Source organism: Bradyrhizobium sp. sGM-13 (assembly GCF_018398875.1).
Taxonomy (GTDB): Bacteria; Pseudomonadota; Alphaproteobacteria; order Rhizobiales; family Xanthobacteraceae; genus Bradyrhizobium.
The window spans coordinates 76432-91672 of record NZ_JAGWDK010000007.1; the positions used below are offsets into that span (position 1 = coordinate 76432).

General features: G+C 62.9%; 15 protein-coding genes. 8 read left to right on the top strand and 7 right to left on the bottom strand.

Going from position 1 to position 15241, the window contains the following annotated elements:
* The first annotated feature begins 77 nt into the window (after positions 1 to 77).
* Complete coding sequence (locus tag KJQ96_RS12600; protein WP_213286919.1) at positions 78 to 1604, top strand: diguanylate cyclase; 1527 nt, start codon at positions 78 to 80, stop codon at positions 1602 to 1604.
* A 140-nt stretch (positions 1605 to 1744) separates the two neighbouring features.
* Here the strand turns inward: KJQ96_RS12600 and galU are convergent, their stop codons facing one another.
* A complete protein-coding gene (gene galU / locus KJQ96_RS12605; RefSeq protein WP_213286920.1) occupies positions 1745 to 2623 on the bottom strand; it encodes a UTP--glucose-1-phosphate uridylyltransferase GalU in 879 nt (292 codons plus the stop codon).
* 249 nt (positions 2624 to 2872) lie between these two features.
* Here galU and KJQ96_RS12610 point away from each other — a divergent pair, with 249 nt between their 5' ends.
* Complete coding sequence (locus KJQ96_RS12610) at positions 2873 to 4240, top strand: lytic murein transglycosylase (RefSeq protein WP_249734012.1); 1368 nt, start codon at positions 2873 to 2875, stop codon at positions 4238 to 4240.
* A gap of 161 nt (positions 4241 to 4401) precedes the next feature.
* Positions 4402 to 6120, top strand: a complete 1719-nt coding sequence (locus KJQ96_RS12615; protein WP_213286922.1) for an SGNH family hydrolase — start codon at positions 4402 to 4404, stop codon at positions 6118 to 6120.
* A gap of 239 nt (positions 6121 to 6359) precedes the next feature.
* Here the strand turns inward: KJQ96_RS12615 and KJQ96_RS12620 are convergent, their stop codons facing one another.
* From KJQ96_RS12620 to KJQ96_RS12630, 3 genes are all read right to left on the bottom strand, one after another.
* On the bottom strand, positions 6360 to 6728 hold the full coding sequence (locus KJQ96_RS12620) for a CsbD family protein (protein WP_213286923.1): 369 nt from the start codon (positions 6726 to 6728) through the stop codon (positions 6360 to 6362).
* 92 nt (positions 6729 to 6820) lie between these two features.
* Positions 6821 to 7555, bottom strand: coding sequence for an SDR family NAD(P)-dependent oxidoreductase (locus tag KJQ96_RS12625; protein ID WP_213286924.1), 735 nt, complete (start codon positions 7553 to 7555; stop codon positions 6821 to 6823).
* 29 nt (positions 7556 to 7584) lie between these two features.
* A complete protein-coding gene (locus KJQ96_RS12630) occupies positions 7585 to 8154 on the bottom strand; it encodes a GNAT family N-acetyltransferase (RefSeq protein ID WP_249734014.1) in 570 nt (189 codons plus the stop codon).
* 39 nt (positions 8155 to 8193) lie between these two features.
* Between KJQ96_RS12630 and KJQ96_RS12635 the strand changes: the two genes are divergently transcribed.
* Both KJQ96_RS12635 and KJQ96_RS12640 read left to right on the top strand, forming a co-directional pair.
* On the top strand, positions 8194 to 8973 hold the full coding sequence (locus KJQ96_RS12635; RefSeq protein WP_213286925.1) for an SDR family NAD(P)-dependent oxidoreductase: 780 nt from the start codon (positions 8194 to 8196) through the stop codon (positions 8971 to 8973).
* Between the two features lie 347 nt (positions 8974 to 9320).
* On the top strand, positions 9321 to 10208 hold the full coding sequence (locus tag KJQ96_RS12640; protein WP_213286926.1) for a TauD/TfdA family dioxygenase: 888 nt from the start codon (positions 9321 to 9323) through the stop codon (positions 10206 to 10208).
* A gap of 167 nt (positions 10209 to 10375) precedes the next feature.
* Here the strand turns inward: KJQ96_RS12640 and KJQ96_RS12645 are convergent, their stop codons facing one another.
* Positions 10376 to 11026, bottom strand: coding sequence for a YqgE/AlgH family protein (locus KJQ96_RS12645; protein WP_213286927.1), 651 nt, complete (start codon positions 11024 to 11026; stop codon positions 10376 to 10378).
* A 137-nt stretch (positions 11027 to 11163) separates the two neighbouring features.
* On the opposite strand from KJQ96_RS12645, the gene KJQ96_RS12650 reads away from it, so the two are divergent.
* On the top strand, positions 11164 to 11997 hold the full coding sequence (locus KJQ96_RS12650) for a protein-disulfide reductase DsbD domain-containing protein (protein WP_213286928.1): 834 nt from the start codon (positions 11164 to 11166) through the stop codon (positions 11995 to 11997).
* 150 nt (positions 11998 to 12147) lie between these two features.
* Here the strand turns inward: KJQ96_RS12650 and KJQ96_RS12655 are convergent, their stop codons facing one another.
* A complete protein-coding gene (locus KJQ96_RS12655) occupies positions 12148 to 12420 on the bottom strand; it encodes a hypothetical protein (RefSeq protein ID WP_213286929.1) in 273 nt (90 codons plus the stop codon).
* A 90-nt stretch (positions 12421 to 12510) separates the two neighbouring features.
* Positions 12511 to 12663: a hypothetical protein gene (locus KJQ96_RS12660; RefSeq protein WP_213286930.1), complete on the bottom strand. Its 153-nt coding sequence runs from the start codon at positions 12661 to 12663 to the stop codon at positions 12511 to 12513.
* 629 nt (positions 12664 to 13292) lie between these two features.
* Here KJQ96_RS12660 and KJQ96_RS12665 point away from each other — a divergent pair.
* Together KJQ96_RS12665 and KJQ96_RS12670 are read left to right on the top strand one after the other, a co-directional pair.
* A complete protein-coding gene (locus KJQ96_RS12665; protein ID WP_213286931.1) occupies positions 13293 to 13640 on the top strand; it encodes a hypothetical protein in 348 nt (115 codons plus the stop codon).
* Between the two features lie 239 nt (positions 13641 to 13879).
* Complete coding sequence (locus tag KJQ96_RS12670) at positions 13880 to 15238, top strand: polysaccharide biosynthesis C-terminal domain-containing protein (protein WP_213287131.1); 1359 nt, start codon at positions 13880 to 13882, stop codon at positions 15236 to 15238.
* Positions 15239 to 15241: the final 3 nt, after the last annotated feature.

A 15241-nucleotide genomic window follows, 5' to 3' on the forward strand; every position in this document is an offset into this window, starting at 1 on the left:
CTGTCTACCATATCGCCGTCGCCGCTTAAGACCGCAACAATTTATCCGGCGCATACCGGAAGGCTTGGAGCGGATGAATGCTATTCGAGCGGCAAAGCGACGTAGCCAGAAAGGGTTGGTTCAGGAAAGACTCCGGCCGCCGCCCCTGGCGATTGTCCGTAAAGCTTCTGATCGCGTCGTCGGTCGCGGCCGTGATCGGTTTCTCCGCGATTTGCACCAGCGTCATGTTCGACATGCGCCGCGGCGAGGAAGAGCTGGCGCGTCAAACGCTGGAAAATCTGGCCTCGAGCATCGACTCCGATATCAGCCGGAATATCGAACTCTACGATCTGTCGCTGCGTAACGTCGCCACCAATCTGGTGGTGCCGGAGATCGAAAAGGTCAGCAAGGAGATTCGCCACCTGATTCTGTTCGATCATGCCGCGACCGCCAGGCATTTCGGCGCGATCCAGGTGCTCGACGCGCAGGGTAAACTGATCATCGATGCGGCAAGCCTCGACCCCGTGCCGGAGGATCGCAGCGATGAGGAATACTTCTTCGTCCATCGCGACAGGCCCGACGTGGGCTTGTACATGAGCCGTCCGATGCTGCATCGCAGCGCCTATTCGATCGTGCTCAGTCGACGCATCGCCGATGCCGATGGTGGTTTTCTCGGTGTGGTCGTGGGCTCGATCCGCTTCAGCTATTTCCACGATTTGTTCGGGCGGCTGACACTCGATCCCACCGACACGATCACGGTATTGCGCCGTGACCGGACGATCATCATGCGCAAGCCATTCGATCTCGACATCGTCGGCAAAAATCTGGCAGAGCGAAGAAACTGGAATCCGGCAAATCTGCAGCAAGGCGGATCCTACGTCGGGGTCGGACCGGTGGACCCGACACCGCGGCTTTACGTTCGAAGCGCCAATACGAGCCTGTTCTTTGTCGTAGTCGGAAAACCGCTGGCGAGCATCCTGAGCCTCTGGCACCGGGAGGTGATCCGGATCGGCGCGGTCATGGTGGCCCTGATCCTGTTCGTGCTCGGCACCACATTGTTTCTCGCGCGCGAGATCGGCCGCCGCGCCGAGGCCGAGGAAAAGCTGGAAGAGCTTGCGACCACCGACGCGCTCACCGGCCTGAAGAACCGGCGCAAATTCGATTCCGAGATCGACCTGGAATGGCGGCGGGCGACGCGCAACCAGACCCCGGTCGCGGTGCTGATGATCGATGCCGATCATTTCAAATCGTTCAATGACACGTTTGGACATCAGGCCGGCGACCAGGTGCTGGTCGGCATTGCGATCTGCATTTCGGATTCGGTGGGGCGGGCCGGCGACTGTCCGGCCAGATACGGCGGCGAGGAATTCGCGGTACTTCTGCCCGGCCTCTCTGCGGTGGAAGCGCTCACCGTCGCCGAAACCATCCGCGTCAAAGTCGAACAATGGGCCGAATACCCCAGCGTGACGACGGTGAGTATCGGCGTGGCGAGCATGACGCCCACGGCAGCGATCGATTGGTCCTATCTGATCGAAGCGGCCGACAAGGCCCTCTACGCGGCCAAGGCCAACGGCCGCAACCAGTCGGTGGTCGCCGCCATCCCGCAGCTTGCGCTGGTGGCTTAGGGCACAGTCTCGTCATGCCCGCGAAGGCGGGCATCCAGTACGCTGCGCCGCTTATGATCAATCACCAATGCCGCGGAGTACTGGATCATCCGCCTTCGCGGATGATGACAGCGGAGGAATGCGGAATGCGTCCCTCGCCCCTATTCGACCAGATACTTCTTCATCTCCGCGCGCAGGCCTTCGCGCAGCTCGGCGCGCGCCATGCCGTAGGCGATGTTGGCGCGAAGGAAGCCGGATTTCGAGCCGCAGTCGTGCCGCTCGCCCTCGAATTCCACGCCGTAGAACTTTTGCATCTTGGCGAGAGTTTTCATCGCATCGGTGAGCTGGATCTCGTTGCCTGCGCCGCGCTCCTGGGTTTCCAGGATCTTGAAGATTTCCGGCTGCAGGATGTAACGCCCGGTGATCGAAAGGTTTGACGGCGCGGTGCCCTTCGGCGGTTTCTCCACCATGCCGTCGACCTCGAACATGTTTTTGGCGAGGCGCTTGCCGACGCCGCAGATGCCGTATTGGTGGGTGAGATCGTCGGGCACCGCCTCCACCGCGAGCAGATTGGATTTAGCGCCGAGTTTCGCTGCGGCCTCGATCATCTGCTTCAAGCAACCCGGGCTGTTGAGCACCAGTTCGTCCGGCAGCACCACGGCGAACGGCTCATCGCCAACAATATCGCGCGCGCACCAGACCGCGTGACCGAGGCCGAGCGGCGCCTGCTGGCGGGTGAAACTCATGGCGCCGGCTTCGGGCTGGTCGCGCGCTAGGATGTCCTGCTCGGCCTTCTTGCCGCGCGCGGCGAGCGTGGTGTCGAGCTCGAACATCCGGTCGAAATGATCTTCGATCACTCCCTTGTTGCGCCCGGTGACGAAGACGAAATGCTCAATGCCGGCCTCCTTGGCCTCGTCGACCACGTATTGAATCAGCGGCTTGTCGACGATAGTCAGCATTTCCTTCGGCATCGCCTTGGTGGCGGGCAGGACGCGGGTGCCGAGGCCGGCGACCGGGAAGACGGCTTTACGGATTTTCATGGGATGTCGGGCGCCTTGATATTGAGAAACTTCGAAATGCGGAAAGTCGCTTTGATTGCACGTTGATAGCCGGTTTGCACCCCTGAACAAAGGCGGATGTATGGTGGCCTTCCTCCCTTGCACCTCCCCTTGCGCTCGCCGGCTGCGACAACAAAATGGCCTCTGTTAAGCTATTGGAAACCGTGGCAGGGCCTTCTGGCACGGGGTTGTTACGATGGACGGCACGGCATGGGTCTGATGGAACGAACGATGAGCAATCGAATCGGCGCGGTCTTAATCGCGGCCGCGCTGTTATGTTCCTCTGGCCAATCGCATGCCCAATCCTCCGGCAACGACGGGATTTCGAACTTCCTTGGCAACATCTTCCAAGGCCAGCAGTCCAGCCAGCCACCGCAACCCGCGCCCGGCCCCAACGGCGGTCCGCCGCCCTGGAGCGGAGAAGACGGCGCCTCCGGCCATCCGCTGATGACGGCGTCCGCGATCAGGCAGGCGGCGGCGAACTTTCAAAATTGCGTCGCCTCGATGTGGCCGGATGCTGCGCGGCGCAACGTCACCCAGCAAAATTTCGAGCGCTTCACCACCGGCCTCGAGCCTGATTTGCGCATCATGGACCTGATGGACTCGCAGCCCGAGTTCACCAAGGCGGTCTGGGATTATCTCGACATCCTCGTCAATGACAACCGCCTTGCCAAGGGCCGCGAGATCCTCGCCCAGTACAAGCCGCAATTCGACGCGGTGGAGAAAGCCTATGGCGTCGACCGCTACATCATCGCGTCGATCTGGGGCATCGAATCGAACTATTCGACGCAAGTGGGCGACCGCAATGTCGTGCGATCGACCGCGACACTGGCCTGCATCGGCCGCCGCCAGGCCTATTTTAAGGATGAATTCCTCACCGCGATCGAGATCCTCAACCGCGGCGATCTCAGACCCGAACAGATGCGCGGCTCCTGGGCCGGCGCGTTCGGGCCGACGCAGTTCATGCCGACCGCCTTCAAGCGTTATGCCGTCGACGCCGACGGCGACGGCCGCCGCGACGTCGTCGACAATGTCGCCGATCTGATCGCCTCCACTGCCAACAACCTCAAAAAGGACGGCTGGCAGACCGGCCGGAGCTGGGGCTACGAGGTGGTGCTGCCGGAGGGCTTTAATTTCATGCTGGCAGACAAGTCCAAGGCGATGACGATTGCGCAGTGGCAGAGCCAGGGACTGAAGCGGGCCGACGGCAAGCCGTTTCCTGACACAACCGAGAGGGCCTATCTGTTGGCGCCGGCCGGCATGCAGGGGCCCGGCTTCCTGATGCTGCAGAATTTTCGGGTGATCATGAAGTACAACCCGGCCGAGGCCTATGCGCTGGCGATCGGCCATTTTGCCGACCGCCTGCGCGGCGGACCGCCGTTCGTGCAACCCTGGCCGCGGCAGGAACGGGTGCTGTCGAGGGCGGAGCGACTGGAACTGCAGCAGCTCCTGGCGCAGCGCGGCTTCTACAAGGGCACGCCGGATGGCCAGTTCGGTGGTCAGACGCGGGAGGCGCTCCGCAGCTTCCAGGCTTCGATCGGAGCGCCAGCGGATGGATTTGCCTCTTCCGACGTGCTGGAGCGGCTGCGGGACCGCTAAGACCTGTTTTCAGCGCTTAAATGACCCTGAAAACCACGATTCGGCAGGAGCCTTGACGCTGGACCGGGAACCCCGGTTTATGAGGATGTGAAATCTGCCCGCTTGCGGCCCGATTCCGCAGCTATATTTGACGCTTCACGATCCATTTGCGACCGAGCCGGATGCGAAAGCCAACCTCCTTCTTGCGCGTGTTTACCGAGACCGGGCCACTGGTGGCGCTGGCGGTTGCGATCGCGCTCCTGATCGGGATCGTGGGACCCGCGTCGGCGCAGTTTTTCAATTTCGGCGGCTTTGGCGGGCCGCCGCAGCGGCAAGCGCCGCAGCGCGGCTGGTTCGGCGGCGATTTCTTTTCGCCATTCCAGCAGCAGGCCCCCCAGGCGCCGCGCCAGGATTTTTCCCGCGCCCCCGCGCCCGCCAAGCGAGACACGGTGCCGGAACGTAACGTTCTGGTGCTCGGCGACGCCATGGCTGACTGGCTCGCCTATGGCCTGGAAGACGCCTATTCCGAGCAGCCCGACATGGGCGTGATCCGCAAGCACAAGACCGTCTCCGGCCTGATCAAGTATCAGCCGCGCGGCGAGCCCGCCGATTGGACCGCGGCCGCCAAGGGCATCCTCGCCACCGAAAACCCCGATGCCATCGTCGTCATGCTCGGCCTTCACGACCGCCAGGCCATCCGCGAGGCGGTCACCGAGAAGAAGACCGACAAGAAGGAAGACAAGAAGGACGCGCGCGGCAAGACAGATACCAAGACAGATACCAAGCCGGCGGACGCAAAGAAGCCGGAAGGCTCGGCTGACACGGCAAAGCGGGACGATAAGCCGGCCGATGCCGAATTGTCGCCTGACGATGCAGCCGATAGCGACACGCCACAAACCGCCGCACCCGCGCGATCTGGCGGCGGACTTTACGAATTCCGCGACGAGCGCTGGGTCGAACTCTACACCAAGAAGATCGAAGAGCTGATCGGCGTGCTGAAATCCAAGGGCGTCCCGGTGTTGTGGGTCGGCCTGCCGGCGATCCGCGGGCAAAAGGGAACGGCCGACATGCTGTTCCTCGATGCGCTGTATCGCGACGGCGCCGGCAAGGCTGGCATCACCTATGTCGATATCTGGGATGGCTTTGTCGATGAAGCCGGCCGGTTCCTGCAGAAAGGTCCCGACTTCGAAGGTCAGATCCGCCAGCTCCGCACGGCCGACGGCGTCTTCTTCACCAAGCCCGGCGCGCGCAAGCTCGCACACTATGTCGAGCGCGAGGTGACGCGCCTCCTCGCCGCCCGCTCCGGGCCGATCGCGGTGCCGATCGAACCGGCGACGCCGGAGGCCAATGTCGCGCCCGGCCAGCCGGCGCCGCGTCCGCTGGCTGGACCGGTCATGCCGCTGGTGGCCTCTTCCGTCGGCACCGATCAATTGCTCGGCGGTCCCGGCTCGCGTCCGGCAGCGGTTGATGCGCTAGCCGCGCGCACGCTGGTGAAGGGTGAAGCGCTGGCCGCGCCGGCCGGCCGCGCCGACGACTACGTATGGCCTCGTCGCGAAATCGGCCGCGAGCCGGCGAAGGGCGATACGCCGATGGCGGCCACCTCACCGAGCGGAACCGCGGCAGCCGCCCCGCCACAGAAGCAGCTTTTACTGCCGCCGCCGCAGCAAACGCTGCAGCAACAGAAGAGACAGGTGCCGCCGCCACCGATGCAGATCCGCCCGGCGCAAAACAACGGTCCGTCACTACGTGACTTCTTCGGCGGGTTCGGTGTGGGGCCGCGGCCGCCTGCACCACCCGCGGCTGCACCGCCGCGTGGACCCGCTGCTCTTCCGGGCGCGCCGCGGCCGCCGGGCAATGTCGGGCGCTCGGCAGAGGTTCCGCCCGGCAATTTCACGCGATGATTTAGGTAGAGCGTTTTCCAGCGAAGTGGACACCGGTTCGCGTCAAGAAAACGCGTCAAAACAAAAACCTAGAGCCCTGTTCTGATTCAATCAGAACCGGCTCTAGTCCTCATGCTGAGGAGCGCTTCTCCGCGCGTCTGCGGGCGATGCTTCACATCGCCGCGCGAACCATGAAGCTCCCATGCAGCCATCCTTCGAGACGCGGCCAAGAGGCCGCTCCTCTCAGGATGAAGTTAGCCCTAATAGCGCCAGCGCGGCGGCGGGCGGCGCGGCGGGCGCGTCATCAACAGCGCCAGCGCAAAGCCAATGCCGGCTGCGACCAACAGCGCGCCGAGCGGATTTTCCTGAACAGTTTTCGCTACCGTCTGCTGGCCGCTACGAATGGTGTCGCCGCTATGCTCAATGGCGTCCTTGGCATAGCTGACGGCGGTGTCAGTGGCGTCGCGGGCGGCATCCTTGGCCTGGCCGTAGAGATTTTGCACTGTGCCCGCCGCTTCGCGCGCGCGGCCTTCGGCTTGCGCCTTCGCATCGCCAGCCATATCGCCGACGGTGCTTTCGACCTTACCCGCAAAATCCTCGGCCGAACCAGCAATCCGATCCTTGTCCATCGCGGTCCTCCTGTTTTCGGGGAATGTAACCGGTGAGACCCCGTTCGGGTTCCTACCGCGATCGAAACGCAGTTCTAATCAAGATGCCAAGCTTACAGGATCAGACCACCGTCGACCACGATGGTCTGGCCGATGACGTAGGACGCAAGCGGCGAGGCCAGGAACAGCGCCGCACCGGCCATGTCGGCCGGCCTGCCGAGCCGCTTCAATGGGATCCGCTCGAGCGCGCCTTCGAGGCGTTTCGGATTGGCGGTGGTCGCCTTGGTCATCTTGGTGTCGACCAGCCCGGGCGCGATGCCGTTGACGCGGATGCCGTCTCCGGCCCATGCCTCGCCGAGCGTGCGCGTCAGCCCGACCGCGCCGGTCTTCGAGGCGTTGTAGGCCGGATTGCCCATCGTCGAGTGATAGGCGGCGGTCGAACTGACGATGATGAGCGAGCCTTTGCTAGCGCTCAGCATCGCATGGAATTTTGTCGCGCAGGCCATCAGGCTCATCAGGTTGACTTCAACCACCTTGCGAAAGCCATCCATCTCGAATTCGCCGCGGCGGTAGATCACCGCGCCCTGCGCCAGCACCAGCACGTCCAATTTCGTGAAGGATGGCTGGAAGGATTCAATGGCCTCCGCGTTGCTGACGTCGAGTTGAAAATATTCCAGCCCGTCGAGAAGCGAGCCTTCGTCGGACGAATAGTCGGCGGCGCTTTCGCGGGTACCGCAGACGGCGACACGCGCGCCCTTGGCACGGAACGCCTGCGCGATGCCATTGCCGATCCCGCTGGAGCCGCCGACCACCAGCACCTGCCTGCCGCTGAAATCCAGTTCGTTCATCGCTCGCGATCCCTTCCTTGTGTTCTAGTTCAATCTTCGTCGAGGAATTTGACCATCAGGACCTGGTCGTAATATCGCCCGTCACGCTTGAGGCCCCTCTTTTCATAGCCGTACTCGACGAAACCCGCGGCGCTGTAGACCCGGCGCGCGCTCTCATTCTTACTCACCACGGTCAATTGAACCATCTCCACGCGTCCGCGTGCATGATCGAGTACCGCCGCAACGAGCTTCCTCCCGAGCCCCAAGTTTCTTGCGCTGTCTCGAACATACATGCCCCAGAGGGTCGCCCGATGCGCTTGCTTCGTACCTTCCTGCGCAGCATAGGCTGCGACGCCTCCGAGCGTCTCCTCGACGAAAGCGCCGAAGATGGCGGTACGGCCAAGGACCGCTTCGAACCACGACAGTGGTAGCGCGCTCTCCTTCTCAAACGTGCTGCCGAAGGCTTCCGGATTTCGCTGCAGGCCTTCCAGCCGGATATCCCTGAACAGCGCAGCGTCCGAAGGCTCCAGGCGGCGGATCTGCAGGCCGCGAATATTCGTCACGTTTGCACCTCGCTCAGCTCGTTTGACCTGTCTGCGGATCGGTGCCAGCCTTGTCAATCCTGCAACGCGCACCTCGCATTTTTGTCCGGATCCCTCATGTCAGATTTCAAGCAGCTCAGTCGTTCGGTCAAAGGTCTGACCGTTCTCGTCACCGGTGCTGCCAGCGGCATGGGCCGCGCGACCGCGCTCGTGTTCGCGGCCGAGGGCGCCAACGTCGCGGTTACCGATTTAAACGCCGAGCTTACCCAGGCGGTTGCCAGCGAAATCGCAGCAAATGGCGGCGCGGCGAAGGCGTGGACGCTCGACGTCGCGAAGCCCGACGACATCATCAAGGTGGTCAACGAGGTTGCCGCACATTTCGGTGGACTCGACATCGTCATCAACAATGCCGGCATCTCCGTGCGCATGGCGATCGACGAGGAAGGTTATGGAGCCGCCTGGGACAGGGCGTTGGCCGTGATGCTGACCGCGCATCCGCGTATCATCCGCGCCGCGTTGCCGCATTTGCGCCGATCGAAATGCCCGCGGATCGTCAATATCGCCTCCACCGAGGCGCTCGGCGCGACCGCGCTGCACAGTCCCTATTCGGCGGCGAAAGCCGGCGTCACCGGCTTGACGCGCTCGCTCGCCGTCGAGCTCGGCCGCGAAGGCATCACCGTGAATTGCGTCTGCCCGGGCCCGATCCGCACCGCGATCACCGAGCGGATTTCCGAAGAGCACAAGACGATCTATGCCAAGCGCCGCACCGCACTCGGCCGCTACGGCGAGCCTGAGGAAGTGGCACACATAACGCTGAGCCTCTGCCTGCCTGCCGCCTCGTTCCTGACCGGCGCGGTGATCCCGGTCGACGGTGGGCTGATGGCGCGAAATGCGTGAGGCGTTCCCCGGATGCTGCGCGGCAGATATGCCTGACACTCTGGAAGATGAGGTAGAGCCGTTAACGTGTCCCGGACGCGGTGCAGCGTGTCCCGGCGATGCGAAGCATCGTCCGGTACGCTGCGCCGCAGAGCCGGGACCCGTAGCGCCGCTAGACCTGGGCCCCGGTTCAGCAGCGCAGCACTCTGTGCTGCGCTGCGCCCGGGGCATGAGAAATCAGCACCGTCCGGGACACGAGACAGGCGCAATGCCGCATGCGCGCCGCAGCGTTGACTTGGACATTTCGGCGAGTAATTTTTCTTACAAACAGAGCGGGCAAACCGCCCGCCGCTTTCTGGAGAGACGCCATGGTGATCGCAATCCGGCAGTTGCATCCGCATTTTGTCGGCGAAGTATCCGGGCTTGATCTACGAAAACCCCTGACGCCGCAGGAAGCAGCCGACATCGAAGCCGGCATGGACAAATACGCCGTGCTGCTGTTCCGCAACCAGGACATCACGGACGAACAGCAACTCGCATTTGCGCTGAATTTCGGCAAGCGCGAAGACGCTCGCGACGGCAACATCGTCAAGCCTCAGGATTCGCGCCTCTCGACCGGCCTCAACGACGTCTCCAATCTCGGCAAGGACGGCAAGCCATTGCCGCGCGACAGCCGCGCACATCTGTTCAACCTCGGCAATTGCCTGTGGCATTCCGACAGCTCGTTTCGTCCGATCCCGGCGAAGTTCTCGCTCTTGTCGGCGCGGGTGGTGAACCCGAAGGGCGGCAACACCGAATTCGCCGACATGCGCGCGGCCTATGACGCGCTCGACGACGACACCAAGGCCGAGATCGAGGACCTGATCTGCGAACATTCGCTGATGTATTCGCGCGGCTCGCTCGGCTTCCTGGATTATACCGATGAAGAAAAAGAGATGTTCAGGCCGGTGCTGCAGCGGCTGGTGCGGACGCATCCGGTGCATCGCCGCAAGTCGCTGTATCTGTCATCGCACGCGGGCGCGATTCTGGGCATGAGCATGCCCGAGGCGCGGTTATTGCTGCGCGACCTGACCGAGCACGCCACGCAGAAGGAATTCGTCTACGTCCATAAATGGACCGTGCATGACCTCGTGATGTGGGATAACCGCCAGACCATGCACCGGGTGCGGCGCTACGACCAGTCGCAGCCCCGCGACATGCGCCGCGCCACGGTTGCCGGTACCGAGCCGACGGTGACGCAGCAGGCCGCGGAGTAGATTGTCACAAAGGCATCGTCGTCCCTGCGAACGCAGGGACCCATAACCATCGGCTTCGGTTGTTTGAACGGTAACTACCCCATCGCTTCACGGATGGGCCGCGGCGTATGGGTCCCTGCTTCCGCAGGGACGACGCGGTGTTTGTGGCAAGGTCCGCGACGAGACCCCTACGCGTGCCCGGCCTCATTCGACAGCATGCCCGGGTCGATGCCGATCTTGCGCAACGCACGTTGATATTTGTCGTCGACGTCGTCGCCGAAGATCAGATCCGGGTCGGCATCGCAGTGCAGCCAGCCATTGTGCTGGATCTCGTCCTCAAGCTGCCCGGGCGCCCAGCCGGCATAGCCGAGCGCCAGGATGGCGTGCTTCGGGCCGGTGCCCTTGGCGATCGCCTTGAGGATGTCCACCGTCGCGGTCAGGCAGATGCCCTCGTCGATGTTCAGAGTCGCGTCCTTGATGAAGAAATCGCTCGTATGCAGCACGAAACCGCGGCCGGTATCGACCGGACCGCCCTTCAGCACCTGCATGGTCTCGGCGTTTTCCGGCAGCGTGATCTGGTCGGCCTTCTCGATGATATCGAGTTGCACCAGCAGTCCTGGAAAGTCGATGCTGCCGGCCGGACGGTTGACGATGATGCCCATCGCCCCTTCCGACGAGTGCGCGCACATGTAGATGACGGAGCGCTCGAAACGCGGATCGCCCATGACCGGCATGGCGATCAGCAGCCGGCCGTCCAGATAGCCCTCGCCGGACGAATTATCGCCAAAGCCGGCGGCTTTGCGGCGGACAGGCTTCGATGTCTTGCCTTCAGGGCTCATCCGCAAAGGCCTCTCTCTTGCAGGTTCATATCCTGATATCGGGTGCGGTTTCTGTCAATCAAGCTTCCGGCATCATTCGGCTGCCGATCACACGCAATTCAATGGTTTGCCTCGAAACTTGCCTGTAAAGACGTGCCATGAGCGTCCTAGTTCCCCTGCGCGCCGCACTCGGCGTCGCCGCCTTGAGCGTCGCGTGTGCGGCGTCGGATGTTCGCGCCCAGGATGCCTCACCGTGGCAACATGACGCCCATTCCGCGGTACGGTTGCTGGCGGGATCACGCAGCGGCGCAGTGCTGCTCGGCGGCGTTGCCATCCAGTTGCAGCCGGGATGGAAGACCTATTGGCGGACGCCCGGGGATTCCGGCGTGCCACCCCGCTTCGACTTCTCCAAATCCGACAATGTCGAAGCTGTGACGGTGCTGTGGCCGGCACCGATGAAATTCGACGACGGCGCAGGCGGCACCGCGCTGGGATACAAGCAACAGGTCGTGCTGCCGTTGCGGATCGTCGCCAAGAATGCCGACAAGCCGGTGACGCTGCGCACCCACATCAGCTACGCGGTTTGCGAAAAGCTCTGCATTCCCGTCGAAGCCCATGCCGAACTCGCTTTTGCCAGCGTGGCAAGCACCGAGGACGGCACACTGTCCGAGGCGCTCAATGCGGTGCCGAAGCCGGCCAATGTCGGGGACCCCAATCCGCTGACCATCCGCGGCGTCAAGCGCGAGGGAAAGAACGTGCTGGTCGACGTGACCGCGCCCGAGGCCCGGGAGGTCAACCTGTTCGCCGAGGGGCCGACGCCCGACTGGGCGTTGCCGGTTCCCAAGCTCGTGGAGCAAGGCCCGCCCGGCGTCAAACGCTTTGCCTTCGAACTCGACGGCCTGCCGCCCGGCGCCAGTCTGGAAGGCGCCGCACTCAAACTGACGCTCGTCGGCGGCGACCGGGCCTACGAGTTCAACGTCAGTTTGAATTGACGCGACTTGAATTGACGCGACCTGCCGACCCTGCGGACGTGCTCAGCCGCGCCACGATGCCGCAAGGTGTTTCCACCGGGTGCAGCGACGCTTTCCAGTCAAAGGAGAGCCGGCGCTTGGCAGCTCTCCTCTTCAGCAACGTGTGTCCTCCTAGCTCTTCTGGCCGCTCATCTGCTGAGCGCGCATATAGCTCTTGCAGGCACTACGCATGTCGCCCTTTGACATGGCGGTATTCGCCGCACCCAACTCTTTCATCATCGCAAATTTGCCGGGGCTATCAGGCATAGCGTTACTGGACGCGACGAGCTTGGCCATGTTCTCGCTTGTGCAACCCGTCTTCTGGGCAGCAGCCTTCTGGGCAGAAGCCGGGCTGACAGCCAGCGCGGTGGTGATCGTTACAGCGGTGACAAACAGCAGTTTCATATTTTTCCTCCCCGGCCGCACCATGCGGCCGAAGCTCAAGTTATAAAAAGCCAGAAAAGTTCCGCAACCCCGGGACCAACCAGCATGAAGCTACGAAACCGGGGATAGCTGCACGGCTGGCGGGGGCCTGTGGGTCGGTATGGGATCGGGTGCGTTGATGAGATAAAGCGCGCCGGCCACCAGCATGATGGCAGCGATCACCAATCCCAACATGGCCAGGACCAGATCATTCGGATCATCCATCTCGCGGCCCGGACATGCGGGCGTTCGGGTGCGATGGCAGCCATCGCCTTTGGCTATCCGCGCGAGCGCCTGTAACGAATAACGGCGGGTCCGAAGACCTTTGGCTATCCGCGACATGCGCCGTTGTGAACGGCGGGCGATGGCTCCGCGGCATCAAACGACGGCCCAGCCGTTTTGTTCCTGACTTCGTCGTTTCGTGGCACCCCGACCAAGCAGCTCAGGGTTCGAGCCGTCCCGGAGCGATCAGCGGCAGGGGGCGAATTCAACTGGTCGCCGCGACGTGCCTTCGCGCCCAGCCATGGTCGGTGGCGGCTCCTGACCGTGCGCTAAACAAAAATTTCGCTGACCTCTTGAACCCTATTTTTGTGCTCCTCAGATCATTTTCCGCGCCGGAGGCGCTTCGATGCCGCAGACGGCGCACATCCAAATCCGGAGCCCCGGTTTGCAGGCCCGGCGACGCAATCGTCAAACGAGGAAAGGATAGATCGGTAAACCACGGGAGCTTGAGATGAGCACCTCTGTTCAGCGAAGGCCGCGCAAGGGCGGATCGCTTGTTCTGGACTGGCTCATGGTCGCAATGAGCTTCGCAACGATCGCTTGGATCAGTTTTCGAACGATAGGAGGATGATATGATCACTGATCACACCATTGTCTCCGCTCGGGCGGAGCAACGCAAAAAGGCCGTCGAAGATCGCCGCTTCATCCGGCGATTGATCGCAGCTTTCACTGGCGCGGCATTGGCCATGCCGGCGCTGGCAGCCTGGGGAATCGATAGTCCGCATACCCAGCAGCCTTCCGATCGCGCCGCGACTCCGATCATCTTGCCGCCAATTCCCTACCTCGATTCCATCCCCTGGATGCAGTGGAACGTCAACACCAACGCGTCCAAGACCGACCTCCTGCTGTCGCCGACGTTGCGGTGGGGAATTGGACTGACACCAGAGCCGCAGGATAAGCAGAAGCTGACGGCTAATTGAGCCAAGTCTCTCCGGATGCGATTTGCGGTTGCTCGCGCAGATCGCATCCATCTGCAGCGGCGCGATACAAGCTATTCCTGGTAGGGCATGACCGCGGAGCGGCGTCGGTCGGCCCGAAAGCCACTCATATCGGTCCCTGCACATCACGGGCACCCAACCGAATCTTAACGAATGGTTGATATATCCGATCGTCGCCGCCACCTCGCGGCGCGTTTCGGGGATGTACCGTCGTGGCCGTAATGGATTCGCAATCCACAACCGCTCCGCCTGGTGGCGTGATCGCGCGCCTGCGTGCGCTGCTTGGCGGCTCCAGTGAAGCCTCCGTTACAAAGCGGCTGGCCGGCACGATCTTCGTGATCCGCGTCTTCAGCGCAGCACTTGCCTATTTCTCGCAGATCCTGCTGGCGCGCTGGATGGGCGGCTCGGACTATGGCGTCTATGTCTATGTCTGGACCTGGGTGCTGCTGCTCGGCAGCATGATGGATTTCGGCATCTCGGCGTCCGCGCAGAAGATCATTCCGGAATATCGTACACGCGGCGAGCATGCGCTGCTGCGCGGCTTTCTCTCCGGCAGCCGATGGATGACGTTCGCAGTCTCCTCCATCGTCTCGCTGCTGCTGGCGGGCGCGGTGAAGGGATTATCGCCGTGGATCGACGGCAACGCGATCGTTCCCCTCTACATCGGTTGCCTGACACTGCCGGCGTTCGTCGTCGCCAACACCCAGGACGGCATCGCCCGCTCGCATGACTGGATGCGGCTTGGCCTGGTGCCGCAGTTCATCGTGCGCCAGTCGCTGATCATTGGCCTGACCGCCGGCGCCTTCGTGCTCGGCTTCAATCTCGGTGCCACCGCCGCGATGTGGGCCAGCGCCGCGGCGGTATGGATCGCGATGATCGGCCAGATGATCGTGCTCAATCGCAAGCTCGGCGGCCATATCGACCCCGGCCCCCGGGCCTATGACTTCCGCGGCTGGCTCGCGGTCTCGCTGCCGATCCTGCTGGTAGAGAGCTTTTATCTGCTGTTGTCCTACACCGACGTACTGGTGCTGCAGCAATTCCGCTCCTCGGAAGAGGTCGGCGTCTACTTTGCCGTGGTGAAGACGCTGGCGCTGGTCTCCTTCATTCACTACGCGATGGGGGCTTCGACTGCGCATCGCTTTGCCGAGTATCACGCGCAGGGCGATAAGCCGCGGCTGTCGGCCTATGTGGCGCATGCGATTCAGTGGACGTTCTGGCCGTCGCTCGGCGCAACTGTTCTGCTGCTGGCGCTGGGCAAGCCGCTATTGTCGTTGTTCGGACCGCAATTCGTCGTCGGCTATGACATCATGTTCATTGCAGCGATTGGCCTTGTGGTGCGTTCCGCCATCGGCCCGGTCGAGCGGCTCCTGAATATGCTCGGCCATCAGCACATCTGCGCGCTGGCCTATGCGCTCGCCTTCGTCATGAACGTTGTGCTGTGCCTCGTCCTGGTGCCCGACTTCGGCGGCCATGGCGCGGCAGCGGCGACCTCGATCTCGCTGACGTTCGAGACGGTGCTGCTGTTCTGGATCGTGCGCCGGCGGCTCGGACTGCGCGTGCTGGCGTTCGGGAAGCGTTGATCC